The sequence below is a fragment of the Thermogutta terrifontis genome, assembly GCF_002277955.1.
Lineage (GTDB): Bacteria > Planctomycetota > Planctomycetia > Pirellulales > Thermoguttaceae > Thermogutta > Thermogutta terrifontis.
The window spans coordinates 2,320,841-2,340,709 of sequence record NZ_CP018477.1 but is presented as its reverse complement, the minus strand read 5'-3'; the positions used below and the strand labels follow the sequence as shown (position 1 = coordinate 2,340,709).

Here is a 19,869-nt window from a genome sequence, read left to right as displayed (position 1 = left end):
TATATGGATTATCATATTCATGTCAAAACAAATTTCTCTTTCCTTCAGGGGGCTTCCCATCCGGATGAACTCTTTCAACAGGCTGCAGAATTGGGGCTGAAAGGATTGGCCATCACCGATGAAGCCAGTGTGGCGGGAGTTGTTCGGGCCCACATCACCGCAAAAGAGCTGAGACTGAAACTCATCGTGGGTGCCGAGATTCACCCACAGGATAGTTTGCCGGTTGTTCTATGGGCTACTGATCGCCGTTCCTATGGACGGCTTTGTCGTCTCATCACAAAGGGCCGGTGCCAGGCCGAAAAGGGGCAGTACAGCCTCACCTTTCAGGATATTGTCGAACACAGTGATGGTCTTCTGGCGGGAGTGATTCCAAAAGCCCCAAAAGGACTGCCCCTTCTTTTCCATCTTCAACAGTATGCGAAAGTCTTCTCAAAAAGAGGCTATCTCTTGGGAGAACTTTCCCTTGGCCCGAACGACCGCCGGCGCCTGGAGTGGCTGCAAAGTCTGTCGCAGCGATCCCATTTACCGCTCGTAGCCGACGGGAATGTTTTTTATCACCATCCTTCTCGCGCTCCCTTGTACGACATCCTCACAGCCATCCGGATGGGAATAAAGGTCAATGAACTCGGAGAGCAGCGGTTTGCCAATGCCCAGAAATATCTGAAATCACCTGAGGAAATGCGAGCGTTGTGGCACCGCGCGCCGGACGCTTGCGAGCGAGCCGCGGAAATTGCCGAGCAATCCCACTTTTCACTTGATGAACTTCGGTATGAATATCCCGAGGAATTAGTTCCACCTGGATACACGCCGCTGGAGTATCTTCGCCATCTCACGTGGGAGGGAGCCCGCCAACGCTATCCTCGGGGAATTCCTGAAAAGGTTCGCTCGATCCTTGAACATGAACTTCGCCTTATCGGGGAACTCCACTACGAGGCATACTTTCTCACTGTGTGGGATCTTGTCCGTTTTGCTCGGAGTCGGGGCATTCTCTGTCAGGGCCGGGGATCCGCCGCCAATTCAGCAGTGTGTTTCTGCCTGGGCATTACTGCCGTGGATCCTGACCGCATGGATCTTCTGTTTGAACGTTTTGTCAGCCGAGAACGCAACGAAGCTCCCGATATCGATGTGGATTTTGAGCACGAACGACGGGAGGAAATTATTCAGTATATTTATAACAAATATGGACGGGAACGTGCGGGGATGACGGCCGAAGTCATCACCTACCGTCCTCGCTCTGCGGTCAGGGATGTGGGCAAGGCCCTGGGCTTTTCGCTGGAGGAGGTGGACCGCCTTGCGAGCACAATCGAGCGGTTCCACGAGGAGCCCGATCTCCTTGAACGCTGCCGCGAAGCGGGATTTGACACCCAGTCTCTTGCCACCCGACACCTTGTGGAATGGGCCACCGCACTGGTGGGATTTCCCCGACATCTCTCCCAGCACACGGGCGGGATGGTCATCACACATGGGCCGCTGTGTGAACTTGTTCCGCTTGAGAACGCGGCAATGCCCGATCGAACGGTTATTCAGTGGAATAAAGACGACCTTGATGAGCTGGGCATTCTCAAAGTTGATTGTCTATGTTTGGGAATGCTGACTGCTATTCGTAAGACATTTCAGACAATTAAAAAGCATTATGGTCGGGAAATCACCCTCGCCTCGGTTCCTGAAGGAGATGAAGGGGTTTATCAAATGATTCGCCGTGCCGATACGATGGGTGTCTTTCAAATTGAAAGTCGCGCCCAAATGAGCATGCTGCCCCGACTTCAACCTCGGTGCTTCTACGATCTTGTCATAGAAGTGGCCATTGTGCGTCCTGGCCCAATTCAGGGAAATATGGTTCACCCCTATTTACGCCGCCGTGCCGGTGAGGAACCTGTCACGTATCCCAATGAGGCCATTCGTGAGGTGCTGGGCAAAACCCTGGGTGTGCCCCTTTTTCAGGAACAGGCGATGCGACTTGCCATGGTGGCGGCCGGATTTACTCCGGGAGAGGCCGACCAGTTGCGCCGGGCTATGGGAGCATGGCGGAGACCGGGCCTCATCGATGCATTTCGCCGTAAACTCATTGATGGCATGCTTTCCAATGGCTTTAGTCCAGAATATGCCGAAGCCATATTCCAGCAAATTCGTGGTTTCGGGGACTACGGTTTTCCAGAATCCCACGCAGCCAGCTTTGCCCTGCTGGTCTATGTTTCTGCATGGCTCAAATATCACTACCAGGCGGCTTTTACGGTGGGACTTCTCAACAGCCAGCCGATGGGATTTTACGCCCCGGCCCAACTCATTGAAGATGCCCAGCGTCACGGGGTCGAAGTCCGGCCTGTGGATGTGAATTTCAGCTTCTGGGATAGCGATCTGGAAGACGCGGATGCACCCACGAAACTGGCGACCGAGGCAATCTCTGCATCTGATCGTTCTCAAAGAAAGGGAGAGAATCCATGGCCGTTGTCAAAGGAAATACCCTGGGAGGGTCCATGTCCATGGCACGCTTCTCCAAACCCACATCTGGAAAGCAATACCAATAAGTTTCCACTCTGCCCTGAATCAACGTTCTTCCCCGTAAAAGCCATTCGTCTGGGATTTCGCATGGTCCAGGGCATGCGACAAGCAGACGCCGAAAAAATCATCGAAGCCCGAGTGAAAGGCCCCTTTACAAGTCTCACTGAGTTCGTGAAAAGAACCCAACTCAGTAAGTCTGCCGTGGTCCGTCTTGCCCGCGCAGATACTTTTGCCTCACTGGGCCTGACGCGCCGCGAGGCCCTCTGGCTGGCCATGAAAATGGCTCCTGAAACTCCTTCCCTTTTTACCTCCACCGTGGAGACGAGTTCTGCTCATTATCCATCGGACCAATCCTCACACCAGAATACAAAAGATCAGTCCTTAGAAAAGTCTCTTCTGCCGCAAATGTCAATGGCTGAGGAAGTAGTCGCTGATTATTCCATGCTTGGTGTGTCCTTGAAGGCGCATCCTTTACGATTACTCAGATCGGAGCTCAACCGCCTACGTGTCGTTCCAGCAATTAAATTGAAGGACATTCCTGATGGTCATCCTGTGCGCGTGGCGGGAATGGTTCTCGTGCGTCAGAGACCTTCCACTGCCCGAGGAATCACGTTCATGACCCTGGAAGACGAGACTGGGATGATTAACCTGATCATCCGCCCTGATGTATGGCAACGGTGGCGGCTCATTGCCCTCAACGCACCGCTCATCCTTGCGGTAGGACGGCTTCAAAAGCAGAGTGGGGTCATCCACGTTGTTGTCATGCGGTTAGAAGATCTTTCCAGCAAACTTGCAGGATTAGAAGGACAATCTCGTGACTTCTGTTAATGCCTGTTTAATCATAGTACCATGTGCTTACAAAAAAGCCCGTTCCGTATTCGGAGCGGGCCATTATTGGTTTAACAAATTGCAACGACTAATAGCGCGGAATCACTCACGGAAAACGCTTCATGAGTGCTTCCGCCCGGGCGCGAACCTGCGCGTTGGTGCCATGCTGCAGAACCGCTTGCAGAGCCTCTTTCAATCCCGGCACATTCTGATTCAATTTCTCGGCGATCGTAACCACAGCATCACAAGCCGCTTCCCGGACATCTGGTTGCGCAACCAATTGCGCTGCCAGTGCGAGCGACTCCGCTGAGGGATTCCGTCTCAAAACATCCAGAACCAAACGTCGCTCGTCTGGACGTTCCGCCACGGAAAGTGCCTTCCGGCACATCTCCAGACGTTCCTGGTCGGGGACACTCAACTGCCGGGCCACACGAATATAGGCGCGAATCAGCCGCACCCGATAACGGGGCGCCGCATTACTCTCGATCAACGACCAGATAACCGGAGCAACATCCGCAGAGAGCCAGTTTCCAAGCACAGCCGTGGCAGCATCCTGCAAGTCAGCATCTGAGCTTTTGGCAGCTTCTGCCACCGCTGTCAGCGCTGTTTTTCCCCCTAAAACGCCGAGAAGTTCAAGCAAGCTGGCCCGAGCCGGAGCGGGGGCCGATGGCAACTGGGCAGCAACGAGTGCCGCCACTTTCTCCCTATCCCCCACTCGCTGACAAGCCGTTCGGAGGGCCTCCATCAACACAGCCCGTTCGCTTTCCGACTCGGTTTGTACGAGTTCCTTAACAAGGGGAATTATGTCATCATCCCGGGCCACCTTTCCTAAAGCAGCAACCGCGGCCGCCCGCACTTCTTTATCGTCGCTTCGCATCGCCTCGCGAATGGTTTTCAAACCTTCGGACGCCCGTCGCTGGCCCAATACATTCAGAATAACAAGCAATTTATCCCTAGATGCACCACTTGCCGCTTGCACCAGGGCCTGATTGACTTCCTTCCCTGGCAAGACCTCAAGAGCCTCACGCGCTGCCGTTGCAATTTGTTCGTCCGAGTCAACACTTGCAGCCAAAAGTATCGCAATGTCCGAGGAATCGCCGATTTTTGCAAGTGAACGCAGAGCCGCCTGCCGCACTGCCTGCGGCCCTTGCTGGGCGAATTGGCGAACCATCGGCAGTGACTCTTTTGATGCAACCTCCGCCAGAACCTCGAGCGCAACCGCGGCACGTGTCTCGGGCAGTTTGGTCACCGCCTCAGCGAGAACGGGGCGAGCAGCTTCAACAGGCAGTTTTCGCGCTACCTGCATCCCCAGTTGGAAAAACTTTTCGTTGTCAGAGAACACCTGCTCTTTCCACAAACTAATCCCATCAGCCCCTCGAGCGATAATCAGAGACTGGAGTGCAGCCACGCGAATTGGTAGCGGCACGTCGGCGGCTCGCAGCATATCCCAAGTTGCCAGAGCGAGATCGCGTTGACCAGCGGCGTTCAAACGTTCCGCACATGTCAAGAGCGCATCTCCAACCGCCTTCCGTGTTGCTGGGCGAGTATCTTTGAGCGCCTTCGAGAGAATTTGTGCTGCCTCGGGCGTGGCGATGCGTCCCAGTGCGGAGGCTGCCGCATCCACAACAGCCAGGTCGGAGTTCTCCAAGAGGGGTGCGATGATTGAAATGGCGCTGCCATCCCGGCGATTGCCGAGCGAGTTAAGGATCCCCAGGCGCACAGATCCCTCAGCCTTAATGAGGGCCTCTCGAAGCGCCTGATCTACCGCGGGTGAGGGAATCGGCTCCAGCGCATATCGCGCGTAGTGGGAAAACTTAGGATCGAGGAGCATTTCCTTGAGAACGGCCACAGCGTCCTCGCCTCCCAGAACTGCCAAGCGTTCACACGCCACCGCTTTCTCGTGATCTGTTGATGCGGGATTCTTCAGCGCCGCCACCAACTGAGAGACGTCCTGTGTGGTCGCCAAATCTTGCGCTTTCAGCAGATTGGCACCGAACACAAGGAGCAAGCCCAAACCAAAATACAACACGCTTCCGGCACGCATTGTTTTACTCCCTGTTTGTTAAAACATCATTGTCGATTTTTGCTAAAGTCCCACTCCACCAAAAGCTCCTCAAATATGCCAAGGTTCGCGCAGCGCCCTGGAGCGCAAGCGATTGGCTTCATCATCACCGATGAACTCCTCCTTGACCGGGTCAAATCGCACCTTGCGACCCAGTTGCCACGCGATATACGCAGCGTGACAGGCAATGTGCGACTGGGCCACCACGCTCGCATTGGAAGCTGGCTGCTTACGGCTTTTCACACAGTCCAGAAAATCACGGATATGCGTCGAAGGATCTGTTCCCGCCATCGTAAAAACGGGCATTTCAGAGCGCAGGGATTCCGGAAAGACGGCAACCTGGCCGCTGTCGCCCGTTTCCACCCAGCCTTCGTCCCCCTCAAAGCGAACACTGCACGTGCCCAGGCCCAGCCAACCGGTGTCGCGCATAATTAGCTTGACCCCGTTGGCGTAGGTGGCATGGACATGATTGCCCTGCGGCTCGTATTCAATGGGGGCTGTGTCGTCGGCTTGGTTAGCCCATTGACAGAGATCGACCGTGTGCGATCCCCATTCCAGGATCCCCCCACCGTGGAAATCGAAGAACCCGCGCCAACCTCCGTTGACGTAGCGCTGGTTGAACGGTCGCCAGGGGCACGGGCCCAACCAGAGATCCCAATCGCAGACATCTTTCGGCGGCTCCGGCTCTGCCGGCAGCCAATCCTTTGTGGTACGGGGATCCAGGGTGTTGGCATGAACAGTATGAAGTTTTCCTAACTTGCCACTGTGCACAAGATTAATCGCAAAAATGAAATTGCCAATATTCCGCCGTTGAGTGCCTGCCTGATAAATCCGGCCATAACGGCGAATCGTGTCCGCCAGGGCCCGGCTTTCCGCGATCGTCATCGAGCAGGGTTTTTCGCAGTAAATATCCTTGCCCGCCTTGGCCGCCAGAATAGAAGCCAGCGTGTGCCATCGGTCCCCGGTTGCGATGAGAACAGCATCAATATCCTCCCTGTCGAGCACGTCAAAGAAGGAGTGATAAGTTTGGCAATCGCTGTTTTGATAATGTTTGTCGACCATTTCCTTGACGAGCTTTCTTCGGTCGCTCTGTGGATCGGCCACGGCGACGAATTGCACATCGGGGTTTCTCAAAAAGCATGCCAGGTCGGTCCTTCCTCGCGGCCCAATGCCGATCCCACCCATCACAATCCTTTCACTCGCCGGCACGCTACCGTTAAGCCCCAGCGCTCGGCCGGAAACGAGTAACGGTACTCCCACGCTCCCTATGAGAGCGGCACTTCTGGCTAAAAACTCTCGCCGATTTACCTGTGAAGCATGCTCAGGCCTTCTCATCGCTTGGATCTCCCTATGTTACACCACTCGGCTACTCCTCTAAACTTTGCCATTACTTTGTAATTTTCTAATCCCATGTCGAGGAATCACGTAACGAGATTTTATTTGTATTACTCTCGCCGCACGCGAAACACCGCTTAGAGCAATCTCATATCCCTCGCTAAACAAAGCCTCCTGACCGATTGAAAACAAACAACTGTTAACCCGGGTTAATTAGCTCGCATTGAGTTTATTCACTCCACTCGAAGTCCGCCGGACGAAGACCTTTTTTGTAGCCGTTGAAACCGAAGTAATTCGGCTCATAGGGCCCCACAAAATCAACATTGGCCTTTTCTGGGATGCGATCTTCCAGCCCGACACACCAGTAGGCCGCATTGACCAACAGGCGGCGCAGTCCCTCACTCTTGAAATCCACGGCGGCTCCCATCGTGGTGGTGAATACCCGTCCTTTCTTGCCGGGCGCGATTTCATACGTCTTGACCCACGCAACGGGCATCATCGGATCGTTTTTAGGCCCTGTGACAGGCGGATCAGTGGGATTCATTCCGACGAGCACCTGCCCCAGCACCAATGATCGGGAATCCCCCGGGAGGGGAAGCCGCACACGATAAACATCACTTGGCCCCCAGATGTCCTGGCAACCCCGTACAATAGGCTCGTTCTCTACCCCGGGGGCAATCACGCCGCGGGTGCTCTCTTTATTGTGTGCTCCATGATGGGCGATCCATGTCTCGCCCAGCACAACCCGTCCGAACCCGCCTTCCCAGCCGGGCTCCTGGGAGTTCCAGCTAAACCGCGCATACATCCTATCCCGAGGAATATCGAAGGCATGGGTGGCCGTCCGAATTCCGATGACAGGCTTTCCCTCTTCAAGATAATCCACGATGTATTTCATCTGTTCATCAGGAAGATTTCGAAAACGGGTAAAAATAATCATCAAATCCGCATGTTTGAGTGTTTCTAATCCGGGAATATTATCCCTCACGTTGGGAGCGATTTCTCCCGTCGCAGGGTCGATAGCAAAGAGCACCGTGCACGTGAAACCGTGATGCTTGGCGAGGATTTTCCCAAGCATCGGTAACGCTTCCTCGGATCGATATTCTTCGTCGCCCGAAATCAGGACGATCCGCTTGCCCACTCCCGGACCGGTCTTGCCCTCATACACAACCCATGACCGCTGATTTGATCCTTCATCTGAAAAAGCCAGAAATCCACCGCCAAGCCACAGAGTGCAGATCAAAGCCACGGACAAACACAACCCAGTCAATGGTTTCATCGGTGCTGTCTCCCAGTTCCCGTAGCTCTGTTAAACTCTACACTTCGAACAATCAGTTTCTATACTCGGCAACTTTTGATAGTCTACCGCTTCTATGTTTCAGGGAAGATGGAGCACCTCACGACCTTTCCCCTGTTGAATCAGCGGAATGTAATTCTCGAGATATTCCACCGTCGCCGGATCAGTTAGATCCACAACTGCCTTCCTCTCGGCCGACAAGTAGGCGGCCATTGTGAGTTTAACCACCTCACGGCCAAAACGCCAATCCATGAGCGCCGGCCGCCCGGTGAGAATTGCTTCCACGGCGTCGATATTTTCATCCACATAGCCGTAGAGGTCTGCTTCATTAGGCTGAACAGTGAGTAACCCTCGCGTAGCTTGTTGCTTTTCCAGGGCCGCTTCAGCGTCGGCAACGGCTGCCGCGGCGACATCCCCCACAAATACGTCGAGCGGTGAGCGGAGCGTGTTGAACTCGAACGCGTAACCGGGACCAAGACCGTCGATCATCACCCGCAACCCCTGCTTGTCGTACATCCATGAAACAGTGAACTGCGCTTTGCTGAGAACGTTAGTTTCGGGATTGCGGAAAGTAATCAGCCCGGTCGCAAAGTCGTCCGCGGGAGTCTTCGTATAATCGACACCAAAGCGGGCCTTGAGCTGTTCTCGCCACTCGGGACGGCCCCATTTCAAAAGTGAGAGATCCGCCTGAACAGACACCGGCTGCAAATATCCCAACGGCTTTCCGGGCGGGGTCAGTAGGTACCATGCGACCGCCACACTGTGGCACCCCATGTCCGTCATCACTCCGCCGCCCTGCTGCGTGGGATCCCAAAACCATGCGGAATGCGGACCTGCATGCTCTTCAGAGGCGCGAACCAGCGCAAGCGGTCCCATCGTGCTCATAACAGGTTCGAGTTGCGTCCTCGCCGCTTTGACAGCCTTCATATGGAGCTGATTTTCATAATAAATGAGCGGCACACCAAAGGGTTCCAAGCGCGAAATCATCTGGTTGGCTTCGCGGAGATTCCGTGCCAGCGGTTTATCGCAAATCACTGCCCGAAGTTTTGCCCCCTCTTCAAGCGCCTTCGCTATTTCTTCAACAATTGCGACTCGCGCAAAATTGGGTGCGTAAATTGCCACGACATCCACATGATGGGCCATTTCCCGAACGCTGGGAAAGATTCGCCCTTCCCCCAGCCTTTTTTCACGGACATACTGGGCGATTGCCTCTGGCGGTCGTCGTGATACGAGGCCCGCCACCTCCACACCCCGAACCTGCTCGAGTGCCCGAAGTTGAAACCGCGCGTAAAAACCGCCTCCTACCAGCCCAAATCGCAGCGCACTCATCTCTTCCCTCCGAAATCAAGAAGGCAAACGAAGGAAAGGGCATGAAAACCCCCGGGTTCCTTGCGTGGGGACGACTCGGTCTTCCGCCAATCATTGCCGGTTATATTACGGCACGGCGGGCCGGGCTTCAAGCTTCCCCAAAAGACAGAGCCACGACTGAATCATCCGTGAATCTTCAGAAAATCCTCAATTTCGCGCCGAAACGGCATCGATGGCTGTGCCCCTGCGCGCGTCACCGAAATGGCGGCGGCGGCTGATGCCCATCGGAGACTGTCCCCCCAAGCACGCCCTTCAGAGAGGGCCGCAGCGAGCGCTCCGTTGAACGCGTCCCCTGCACCTGTCGTATCGACAGCTTTTACTGGAAAAGCAGGAAGGAATCCGGTCCCCTCGGCTCCCGCGAAAAAGCACCCACGAGCTCCAAGAGTAAGAACGACATTTCGAACACCCCGATCCAACAACCGCGTCGCCGCATCGCGCACACCCGCCTCATCTTCTATCTGTGGCAAGTGCAAGAGCCTTGCTATCTCATGCTCGTTCGGAGTCATGATGTCCACGTCGGAAAACAAATCGGCAGGAAGTTCTTCGGGAACAGGTGCTGGGTTGAGGATGGTGGTCACCCCGAACTGTCGGGCACGGCGCATCCCAGCTCGCACAGTCTCCACAGGAATTTCGAAGCAGGCCAGCAGGACAGCAGCCGATTCGAAAACCGAATCAGGCACCTCGTTGACATCCGCTGGCGAAAGAGCGGTGTTCGCACCAGATGCCACCGCGATGGCGTTTTCACCACCCTCATCCACCATGATGAGTGCCACTCCTGAGGAGATGCTGTGCTTTACCTTGACATGCGTAAGATCGATTCTATCTCTTTGTAACGCTGCCAGGCTTTCCCGCCCAAAAACGTCGTTTCCCACTGCCGCGATGAGCGTCACCGGTTTTTCACCCGATCGGGCAGCAGCCACCGCCTGATTGGCCCCTTTTCCGCCCTGGTTCTGGTAGAAGGTACCGCCAATAACAGTTTCTCCCGGCCGGGGCAAGCGGCGCACTTTGACCACAAGATCCGTGTTTACGGAGCCCAAGACGATAACGCGGTCTTTCATTCACAGTCTCCTTGCCGGCTCAACATGCTCGCGACGATTTTACTCGCGGCGAATCCTACCGAGAACCGGCCCTGCCGGGAGACGAGATGATTTACTTGCCGATGCAGAACCGCGAGAAAATTCTGGCAAGGATTTCTTCCGAATAAACCTCACCCGTGATTTCACCAATCGAAGAGAGAGCGGAGCGGAGAGCGGTCGCGATGAAATCTTCAGATTCCCGCCGGCGGATAAGTTCGTGGGCCTGTTGAAGAGAATCGGCCGCCCGTTGCAAAGCATCCCGACAGCGCATAGCCGTCACTGCGACGACCCCCGCGCTTGTTTCCTGTCGCGATACAAGGCGGTTTACAATGGCCTCCTTGAGCGTCTCAAGCCCCCTGTTACGGCGAGCACTCACCAGGATCGCACTTTCCGGCCACGAGCATGATTTCTCCGTCGGCAGCAGATCGGCTTTGGTCAGCACGAGAAGCGTCCGCGAGTTATGAGTATTCCGGTTCAGCCGCACCGCCTGGGGGGAATATTGGGTAACGTCCCAGCAAACGAGTTGTAAATCAGCCGTTTCCGCTGCCTGTTGGGTGGCCGCCCGCATCTTTCCTGCGATAAAAGAATCCGCATCTCCGGTTGACGTCTCCGCCTCTGTCATGTTTTCGGATGCAGAAAACGACTTCGTCCCAGACCAACTTTCTACACCGGCCGTATCGACCAGCTCAAAGCTCACCCCGCGGTAAGTGCAGACGGCCGTCAGATAGTCACGCGTCGTTCCCGGTACCGGCGACACGATGGCCCGCTCTGCTGACAGAAGTGCATTAAAAAGCGTGCTTTTCCCGGCATTTGGTGGCCCAACCAGAACCACCCTGGGAAGTTCGGTACTTCCTCCTCGCTGTTCAAATTGGTGTCGAATCTCCTCGAGCGTTCTGCCAGCGGTGGCTACTCGGGTTTCCAACTCCTCCCAGGACAGAAACGGCAGATCCTCCTCCGCGAAATCGAGGCCTGCTTCCACGTCTGCGACCAGGTTGAGAAGTTCTTCCCGTAATGCCCGTAAAGGCCCACCAATGCCTCCCGCAAGTTGCTGAAGCGCGATCTGAAGTTCCCGGACCTCGCGAGCTTCGACGACTCCCAGCACCGCTTCCGCTTGGGTTAAATCAAGTCGTCCATTCAAAAACGCCCGTAACGTAAATTCCCCAGGACGGGCAGGTCGGAGCTTGAGCCTCGCTACGATCTCTTGAGCAAGCGGACCACAACATACCGTATGAATTTCCACCACTGCCTGACCGGTGTAACTTCGGCCTGAGGGCCAGTAGAAGACATCGCACGGCACCTGTGCGGGTAGTCCTTCCCAAGCCAGATATGCTGCAACGACCACTGGCTGAAGAGGTTCCTCTGAAGGGAGGCTCTCCGGAAAAACAACGCGCCTCACCGCCTGCCACGCCTCAGGGCCAGAGATTCGAATGATTTGCCGGGCACCACGCCCAAAGGCGGTTGCCACTGCGGCGATGGTATCATGGGCCTGCTGCCACATGGATTTCTTGATATTCAGACGCGTGTGCGTTTTGCGGGGGGACGCTGCCTTTCACGAGGCATCTTTTCCGCGTACCGCTTATCCGCGGCTTTGACGAGTGCTTTGAGCCAGTCGGGGATTGCACTCTGTATCTTCTGCCATGTGTTTTTCCAGTCGCGTTTTGCTTTCCTGGTCTTGTCAGGTTTCTTTACCGTCTTCAGTAGAATTTCGCGTTCTGCCATGCCCCATAAACTCGACGCAATAAAGTAAAGACACAACCCGCTGGGGACTTTATAGAAAAGGATTCCCATAAAGATCATCATGAAATTCATGACCTTCTGCTGCACCGCAGCCTGCTCATCCGCGGGCGGCGGCATCATCCGCTTCTGCTGCCACAGAAAAAGGGCTATTGTGAGAACCGGTAGGATATTGAAATACGGGCCGAGTCCAAACATCCCGTGCCCGCGGTTGAACCACTCCGGCCAGAGAAAACTCCAGTCGAAAAGCATGTCGGGGGCTGCCAGATTGGAACACCAGCGAATGCTTTCCGAAATCAATGGTGCCTGACGCAACTCCACGTCAATGGCAAGGGCTTTATACAAACCGATAAAAATCGGCAATTGTATGAATAAAACCAAACATCCGGAGAATGGGTTATAATTATGCTGCCGAAACAGCTCCTGTGTTGCGCGATTACGTTCCTGAAGGTCTTTATATTTTTCCTGGATTTTCTTAATCTCCGGCTGGAGCTCTTGCATCTTCTGGGCGTTGAGAGCCTGCTTGCGGCTGATGGGAAACATCAGGAGCCGCACAACCACCGTCAGCAGAATAATCGCCAGGCCATAGTTAAACACGAGATAGTCATGAAAAATATGCAGGAGCCTTGTCATCGGGTCGGCTACGAACCAAAACCAACCGTACTGAATCAGACCACCAAGTTCATAATGAGCGAGAAGATCAGACCGCTTGGGCCCAGCAAAGACTTTGAAGGTATGCGATAGCCGATCGCCAGGCTTCAGTTCTACCGGAACAGACTGGAGACGGCAGGACACGTTCGTGAGATATTCATAGTTCGGCTCGACGGCTCCAATACGGATTGGCCTCGCATCAGCAAACCAAATGTCACTCGGCTGTTCCCGCTGGGGTAGAAGAATCACGGAAAAATACTGGGCGTCAACGCCAAGAGCTGTAATTAACTGCTTTTCCGTATCTTTCCAGGGGGCTCCCCAGCGATCCCGTGCAATAGCCGGACAGGCCACTAGTTTAATCCCATTGTTACCAACGCGGACGGCCACATCGCGAAGCCCCACAGCACTCCAGCTATTGCTCATTTTTCGGGCATACCAGGCCCCCTCTGTAGGTAGACCGTTGGGTCCGTCCACTTCGTAAGCCACGCTGGTTGCGCTCTGCCCGACGTTAATAACCGTGATCCCAAGGGTGAAGTGATACGACGGATCATCATGATCATCCCGCTTTCCAGGTGACACCCGCGCCAACTCGTACCGCTTCACGATGACCAGATTCTTGTCCGGGAGCCATTGCGCAAAACGGACACTTTCCCGGGGCACAACACCGTTATTGTCTGACTCGGCCGTCCATGTTTCGGGCTTGGTCGGGTCGGCCCCGTCGGGCAGAAGATACCAGTTCTCGCTTTTCAGGTGAATGTCCGGTAATTCGGAATGCAACCACTGAAGGTACAGAACCTCCTTTTGTAGCGGATCGTTTGTTTCCTGCATCCGTTCTTCGAATCGAGATCGGACGTCAACAAGCCGTTCCTTGCCCAATGCGGCGAGCGTCATTTCGAAAGAGTAGGGCCCCCCTTCCTCTCGGCGAATAATCGCCATCGGCGTCCTACGCAATCGGGCTTCCAGGGTGAGCTGTTTATCGCCCCGCCGGATTGTCAGGCTCACCGTCTGGCCCGGACGTGTTTTGTCCATGATTTGCCGGAATCCAAGAATCCCTTCCACCGGCTTATCGTCGATGCTCAAAAGCACATCACCGGCCCGGAGACCTGCAAGAGCGGCCGGAGTACCAGGCCCGACAACGTCCACCTGGAGCGGTCCTTTGTCCAGGGGAGGCTCGAAGAACAATTCTCCCAGGTATCCTCCCCGGGCTTCCGTGTCGCAGTACTTGGGGCTATTCAGCTCAAGCCGAGAGACCGCCGCTCCCCGACTGGAGAGGGTTACCAGCATCCGATACGGGCTTTCGGGATCCAGGGAACCCAGCGTGACGTAGCGAACCGGTGGCTCGGGCAGGTGGGACTTCTCAGTCTTGACAGTTTCTTTTTCTTGTTGGATGGCAGATACGCTGGGCTTCTCGGAGCTGCCGGTTGTTTTTTCAGCGCTTACACTCTCTTTTTTACCCTCGGTCTCCCCAGAATGCGTTTCTTCCAGTTGAGAGACGTTGGCTGGCGGTCCTCCGGGGGGGTTCGGCGCCCAGAGGCTCCCGAGATAAAGATTTATCACAATGATGAGCATGGACACGGCCAAAAAAGCGAAGTACCGTGCCCACATCCGATTCTGACTCTGATCGAGCATATCGCTTCCTCAAGCAAACACTCTAGCTATGTGCAACCCCCCAAATTGACGACAGGAACAGGAGATCCATCATACGCGGCGAACCAGCGGAGCTTGCCCGGTCTTTTGCCCATTTGACTCATTTTCACAACAGGACTCTTGCCGGCCTTTGTGCACCCCGATGCCACTTCGGCGACATTACTCTGTTCCGCTGTGGAAAAACCGACATTTTATCCTATTTCCAGCAGGAGCCAAAGGTAAAAATCACGTGGTTTTCCGCCTGGTCAAAACACGATGGAAAGGCCGGCGTCATCCCCGTTCGCGTGGTCCGTGCAAACACTCCTGGTGGTAATCGCGGTCAGGGATTTAATCAGCGTTGATCGGTATTGGCACCTTCGGCTATTATGTCCATCTATTTCGCAACTCCATCCCAAGTTTATCATTTTAGCAGGCCCGATAAATTCCGTGCATGGGTCGCGGTGTGGAGGACCGTGCGCGTGGGAATTCAAGCGAGCCTACTACACCATCTCGTGGATGAGCACAGTGTCTCGCCGGCGAATACGGAGATCGCCGAAGCCAAACCGACTGTTCCGCAGCCTGGACGAGACTCAGGAAAAGAACGATTCGCGCCGGTCTTGTCTTTGGCATTTGCCATCACCGTCCTTTTAGTCTCGTTCTTGGGAATCAACACGCTGCCCATCATAGGGGAAGAACCGCGACGCGGTCAGGTGGCGCGAGAAATGTACTGGGCCGGCGACTGGCTGGTTCCTCGGGAACAGGGCCAGCTTTACTGTACGCGTCCTCCGCTCCAAAACTGGCTTATTGCCGTAATTGGCGTGTGGCGGGGCGAGTTCGATGTTTGGGCGGTTCGTCTGCCCAGCGCCCTGGCCCTTGTCTTTGCCGCCGGGATCTGCTGGACGATCGCCCAACAACACATCGGACCAGTAGCGGGCGTTGTCGCCGGGATTGCCTACTTGACCGCCGGTCAATCACTGACGATCGGGCAACTTGGAGAGACCGACTCGCTCTTTGCCGCTTTCCTTGGCAGCGCTCTCCTGGTGTGGTTCTGTGGTGGATTTAGATCAAATTATGGGTGGCGCTGGACTACGGCTGGTTTTCTCGCTGGGCTGGCAGCGCTCACAAAAGGGCTTCAAGCTCCCGTTTACTTCATCCTCTCCACCGCGGGTTTCCTCCTCATTTCGCGACAGGGAAATCGCATTGTTGGCAAGCAATACCTCGCTTCCATTGGGGCCATGGCACTGCCCATCGCCCTGTGGAGCATTCCGTACTGTCTGACCACGGGCTTGCAGGCCACGCGAGAGATCTGGTTGGGCCAGGTGGAGGAACGTCTTGCCACCCGCGGGTTTTTAGCCCACTTTTTCTCTTTTCCGGTGGAAACGATGGGGGCCATGCTTCCGTGGTCCCTGTTGTTTTTGGCATGGACAGATAAACGCTTTCGCCGCTGGGCGACGAAGTATCGGTCGCTAATCACTTATCTGATACTTTGCGTAACAGTCGGATTTGTGAGCCTCTGGGTCATCCCCGAAGCCAAAAACCGATATCTTTTGCCGCTTTACCTGCCGGCCGCTCTTCTGTTCTCATTACCGTGGCAATATGTGTCCGAGACATCAGACAAAGCCGGCAACTTTTCTGCCCCACAACCGCGAGGCTTCGTCATTTTTCTCAGATTGATGCAAGCCCTCGCAGTCCTGGGGACTGCCGCGGCAATTTTCCTTTGTGTTGTTAGATTCTTCTCCGTTTCGACGGATGTGTTTAAGGGACTCCAACTTCCCGTTTTATCGACGGTCATTATTTGCGTCCTGGCGGTTTCGGTCGTTGTGGCCACCCAATTGACATTGAAAAATGCTACCCCCCACAATCTCGCTTTTTCTGCTCTCGCCGTTGGACTTTTTCTCGGTGTGGGCCATCGCGTGGGAATTCTGCCCCTCCAACGACAACTCCTGTGGTCGCCCCGTGAACAGATCCAGAGTCTCGCAGGCGAGCTACGGGCACCAGAAAAGTTGGCCAGCCTGGGGCCTGTTCCGGCCGCCTTTCGTTTCCACTACCCGTACTTCGTCAGACAGCTTCCCCGAGGAACGTCCGTCGAAACCCTGCTAGATCCCGTGTTTTGTGTTGCGGGATCAATGTACTCATCGCGCGCTCGCGTCGAACAGAAAAGTGGTCAACAGGTCGTTCAGTTTTCGTGGAACGGCCGATTAATTGTTTGCCCTCGGTTGTCCTTTTGCTGGACACCCCGAAGAGTTATTCCGCTCGGTCGCACGCCCGGCCGGGATCCTCAACCGGTGGTCATCGTTGGCGAAGCGATCACCGTCGAACGCGAAGATACAACTTCCAACCCTGCCTGTGCCCCTCTTTTTAAACCGGACCAGCATGCCGCGCACGATACAGTGCCTTAAGAAGCATGTCAGGGAACTTGTGATCCTCCCCCCAAGCTGGGAATTCTGAGGACCGGCATCTCCCGATTGTAGCGTTTTTCCAGTTCCGCCTTGACCTCGGCCCCGCGGGTATTCACGAAGTTGATAAAGTCCTGAAGAGGCGCAATGAATGCAAGTGGCGTGAGCTGGCCGGCCGCCTGATCAAGCATTTTGTCAGGCGGGGCACTGGCGATGTCGAAAGCCAGCTTCGGACCAGCCTCTAACGCACGCATCAAGTTGCGGAATTTCTGAGCAAATTCTTCTTTGAATTCGATCGCAAGCGGGTCTACGTCCTGTGGGTTAAGGGAAGCCACCTCCCGCTCCCATGCCGCCAACTTCTCGCCCGGGTTTTGAATTCCGGCGCCCCCAATGAGGATCGAGGCGAGGTCGGAACCAACAAGAGCTTTTCCCGTGGCGTCGAGCAATCCTTGCAAATACGCGGCTGTGGCTTCTCCCCTTCGGACCAAATCTTGATCCATCTGAGGTTGCGGAGGCGGTTGAGGGGGTGCCACAACTTGCTGCGGAGGCGCAACCGGCTGTGGAGCCGGTGCAGGACGCTGCCATGCCAGAAAAACAACCGCGATCACCAGCCCAACGATGACCACCAACGCGAATACGAAGAGGCCTCCCAAAACAAACCACCAAATATGCGGCGGTGCTTTGGTATGTTTGTCCTCGGCGAAAGGTCCTCTGCTTGCAAGATGCAAAGGTTGTTGCCCAAAGTCTGGGCCGTCGGTGCCTGGCGCCCCGGTGGCAATGCTGCTGTCGGGGATTCCGCCTGCTTGTGATCCGAGATTGGGAGCCGGGCTCGGTTCGCCTCGGGGGGCAAGTTGCCAAACCGCATGGCAGTGTGGGCACCGGACCCGCGTCACCGAAATCCCGGCCGGGAGCCGCGAAAGTTTGCCACACTGGGGACACCGGACCGCTCCCGAACTTCCTTTAGGTTCCATCGCAGCCCACTCCGTCTCCCGGAAAAATAATTCACACCTTTGCCAACTCTCTGCCTATCATGATAACACCCGGCCGCTCGACGGGTATCGCTGGCCCCGGAGTATGCGTCCCTCCGCACTTTCCGGAGTCGTCATGCGACTGGCAAGACCGATCGGCAAATTCGCCGACGGTACTATAAGCCTTGTTCTGCCAGCCGCTGATCACAGGCGGACTTCTTTTTCTGCGACCTCTGCGCAGTATCGATTCCTTTCATTTGATGCCAATTCGATGGATTTCGCCCCCCACGGGGCAACTTCAGAGCAGGTTTCAAAAAGGTCCTCCAACAGTTCTTGATACGTGATGCGATGAAGTCGGCAAAGTTCGTGGTGTGTTCGCAGGGCCACCAGGTAAGTGGTGAATTGAGATCGGCAGGAAATTGCCTGTTTAAACACAGTGTAGAGGTCCTCATGATAACGAGCATGCCGTTCTCCCGCGCGGTGCCAGCGGGCAAGTTTGTTCCGCAAACCCTGCCAGTTGACATGAAGTGCAATGCGAACGGCGCGAAATGCCTCCCGGCCTTCTTTTGTCAAAGGATTCGGGTCCAGCTCCGAGAATTCACCAGATTCGAGGCAGTCCATGAGTTGTTTTCTATCGCGCGCTGCCCGCTGCATCAGGCGGACGAATCGCATCGGTCGAAAATTTCCAAACCCCGCCCATTTGAGGTCGCTCCAGACGTCGTATCCCAGGCTGCCATCAACATATTCCGGATCAAATCGTGCCCGAAGATCGGTAGCCGCCCAAAACAGGGGCACCAAAAAATGGTCGAGCATGCGTCGTCCTTCTTCGAGCGACCCAAAAACCCGGTTGAGCAGCCTGGCCCGCTCGCGCAGGAGTGTTTCCCGGGCATTCGTTCCCATCTCCGTGACCCAGGGCTCGTCCGCCTCCTCCGGCCAGAGAAGGGCCTGGGCATTGAAATAATCGGTGCGGAAGGTACGGTTAAGGCAAATCACCGCTTCCCCTACCCGCATGGCAACCGCCCGAGTGATCAGCCGAAACCAGATTTTGGAAGAGATTTTCATTGGCAGGTCGGCGAGCACATCCCAAAGATGATAACCTGCCAGATCGCGTACCCTTTCAATTGGGAGTGCAGCCGATTGCTGCTCATAAAGCTTGACATCGTTGGGATCAAAGTAGCCCCCATTGTACCAGTCCTCGAGGAAGCGGAGATCAATGCCCAAATAGTAACGCTGTCGCGGCTCCGGTTGTGGCCGCGCGAGCGCAAACCTCCCCCACCGCAAAAATTTGATTCTTCCCCGTTCCATCGGGTCGTCCGGCAAACCTTCATCACTGCACAGCTCGGGAGGGCATTCCTCGGCATGAGAACGAAGCCGAACCAACGCCGTCCCTAATTCCCACTCAAAGCGATACACACGATCCCAGAGAGCCTCCAGGTGTTTGTCCTGGTTCCATTTCCGGTAGTTTTCCATCAGGTCCAGATCAGCCGCTTGGGCCACGTTGAGAAGCCGGGATTTGAAGAGGCTGGGCAGTAGCTTGAGGAGCAGGCCCCCGGTGAGCATACCTCCCCCTACGCAAAGTGGCATAAAAATGGCCACCTGAGCATCATAAGTACGAACTCCAGGTATGAAGTTACCGAGATATCCCAGCAACGATACCACTGCCGTGGCCAACGTATAGCGGAGACTCCGGCGATAAAGAAAATTTCCCGCCAGGTAAAGGGCATCCATCACACTGAAAAGGCGATAAGCAGCGGAAAGCCAGTTCATTCGCGCAGCCGACCTCCCTCAAACATGTGAGCCTCACCCCATTCAACGTCTTGCCCGAACTTCATGTGCTGGATCCTGGCAGCCTTGCCGTGGCGCAGAAAAACGACGGAGCAGAGGCTCGAACCCACTGTTGTGCCAGCATGCCAAGCATCTTCTACTATAGCTGAACACTGCTTTCATTTCACCTTTCCGAAGTGCTCCACGCACATTGGCCCTGCCGCATCGAAGCTCTGGCTCAGGCGTGGAACCCGCATTCCATCTCCGC

11 protein-coding genes are annotated in these 19,869 nt (G+C 55.3%); 2 read left to right on the top strand and 9 right to left on the bottom strand.

Features of this window, described 5'->3' with window-relative positions; genetic code table 11:
* Positions 1–3 precede the first annotated feature (3 nt).
* Positions 4–3,327: an error-prone DNA polymerase gene (locus THTE_RS08710; RefSeq protein ID WP_095415066.1), complete on the top strand. Its 3,324-nt coding sequence runs from the start codon at positions 4–6 to the stop codon at positions 3,325–3,327.
* A 106-nt stretch (positions 3,328–3,433) separates the two neighbouring features.
* Here THTE_RS08710 and THTE_RS08705 read toward each other — a convergent pair whose 3' ends face one another.
* From THTE_RS08705 to THTE_RS08675, 7 genes are all read right to left on the bottom strand, one after another.
* On the bottom strand, positions 3,434–5,371 hold the full coding sequence (locus THTE_RS08705; RefSeq protein ID WP_095415065.1) for a HEAT repeat domain-containing protein: 1,938 nt from the start codon (positions 5,369–5,371) through the stop codon (positions 3,434–3,436).
* Positions 5,372–5,440: 69 nt separating this feature from the next.
* Positions 5,441–6,724, bottom strand: a complete 1,284-nt coding sequence (locus tag THTE_RS08700; protein ID WP_095415064.1) for a Gfo/Idh/MocA family protein — start codon at positions 6,722–6,724, stop codon at positions 5,441–5,443.
* A gap of 229 nt (positions 6,725–6,953) precedes the next feature.
* Entirely contained in the window at positions 6,954–8,000 is a 1,047-nt protein-coding gene (locus tag THTE_RS08695) for a ThuA domain-containing protein (protein ID WP_095415063.1), read from the bottom strand.
* 99 nt (positions 8,001–8,099) lie between these two features.
* Positions 8,100–9,347: a Gfo/Idh/MocA family protein gene (locus tag THTE_RS08690; protein WP_095415062.1), complete on the bottom strand. Its 1,248-nt coding sequence runs from the start codon at positions 9,345–9,347 to the stop codon at positions 8,100–8,102.
* A gap of 161 nt (positions 9,348–9,508) precedes the next feature.
* Positions 9,509–10,444 carry a ribokinase gene (gene rbsK, locus THTE_RS08685; RefSeq protein WP_095415061.1) on the bottom strand — a complete coding sequence of 312 codons (936 nt, stop codon included), beginning with the start codon at positions 10,442–10,444 and terminating at the stop codon, positions 9,509–9,511.
* A 91-nt stretch (positions 10,445–10,535) separates the two neighbouring features.
* The gene (locus THTE_RS08680) at positions 10,536–11,960 is read right to left on the bottom strand and encodes a tRNA modification GTPase (RefSeq protein ID WP_095415060.1); all 1,425 of its coding nucleotides are present in this window, start codon (positions 11,958–11,960) and stop codon (positions 10,536–10,538) included.
* Between the two features lie 14 nt (positions 11,961–11,974).
* A complete protein-coding gene (locus THTE_RS08675) occupies positions 11,975–14,476 on the bottom strand; it encodes a YidC/Oxa1 family insertase periplasmic-domain containing protein (protein WP_095415059.1) in 2,502 nt (833 codons plus the stop codon).
* A gap of 476 nt (positions 14,477–14,952) precedes the next feature.
* Here THTE_RS08675 and THTE_RS08670 point away from each other — a divergent pair, with 476 nt between their 5' ends.
* Positions 14,953–16,872 (top strand): ArnT family glycosyltransferase, encoded by a 1,920-nt coding sequence (locus THTE_RS08670; protein ID WP_157731960.1) that lies wholly within the window; start codon positions 14,953–14,955, stop codon positions 16,870–16,872.
* An 8-nt stretch (positions 16,873–16,880) separates the two neighbouring features.
* Here THTE_RS08670 and THTE_RS08665 read toward each other — a convergent pair whose 3' ends face one another.
* Complete coding sequence (locus tag THTE_RS08665; RefSeq protein WP_157731958.1) at positions 16,881–17,522, bottom strand: hypothetical protein; 642 nt, start codon at positions 17,520–17,522, stop codon at positions 16,881–16,883.
* Between the two features lie 519 nt (positions 17,523–18,041).
* Positions 18,042–19,604: a hypothetical protein gene (locus THTE_RS08660; protein WP_095415056.1), complete on the bottom strand. Its 1,563-nt coding sequence runs from the start codon at positions 19,602–19,604 to the stop codon at positions 18,042–18,044.
* Positions 19,605–19,869 lie beyond the last annotated feature (265 nt).

Bases quoted from the DNA above. Each gene is read 5' to 3' on its own strand.
- THTE_RS08710 (WP_095415066.1), top strand. From the start codon at position 4: ATGGATTATCATATTCATGTCAAAACAAATTTCTCTTTCCTTCAGGGG.
- THTE_RS08705 (WP_095415065.1), bottom strand. From the start codon at position 5,371: ATGCGTGCCGGAAGCGTGTTGTATTTTGGTTTGGGCTTGCTCCTTGTG.
- THTE_RS08700 (WP_095415064.1), bottom strand. From the start codon at position 6,724: ATGAGAAGGCCTGAGCATGCTTCACAGGTAAATCGGCGAGAGTTTTTA.
- THTE_RS08695 (WP_095415063.1), bottom strand. From the start codon at position 8,000: ATGAAACCATTGACTGGGTTGTGTTTGTCCGTGGCTTTGATCTGCACT.
- THTE_RS08690 (WP_095415062.1), bottom strand. From the start codon at position 9,347: ATGAGTGCGCTGCGATTTGGGCTGGTAGGAGGCGGTTTTTACGCGCGG.
- rbsK (WP_095415061.1), bottom strand. From the start codon at position 10,444: ATGAAAGACCGCGTTATCGTCTTGGGCTCCGTAAACACGGATCTTGTG.
- THTE_RS08680 (WP_095415060.1), bottom strand. From the start codon at position 11,960: ATGTGGCAGCAGGCCCATGATACCATCGCCGCAGTGGCAACCGCCTTT.
- THTE_RS08675 (WP_095415059.1), bottom strand. From the start codon at position 14,476: ATGCTCGATCAGAGTCAGAATCGGATGTGGGCACGGTACTTCGCTTTT.
- THTE_RS08660 (WP_095415056.1), bottom strand. From the start codon at position 19,604: ATGAACTGGCTTTCCGCTGCTTATCGCCTTTTCAGTGTGATGGATGCC.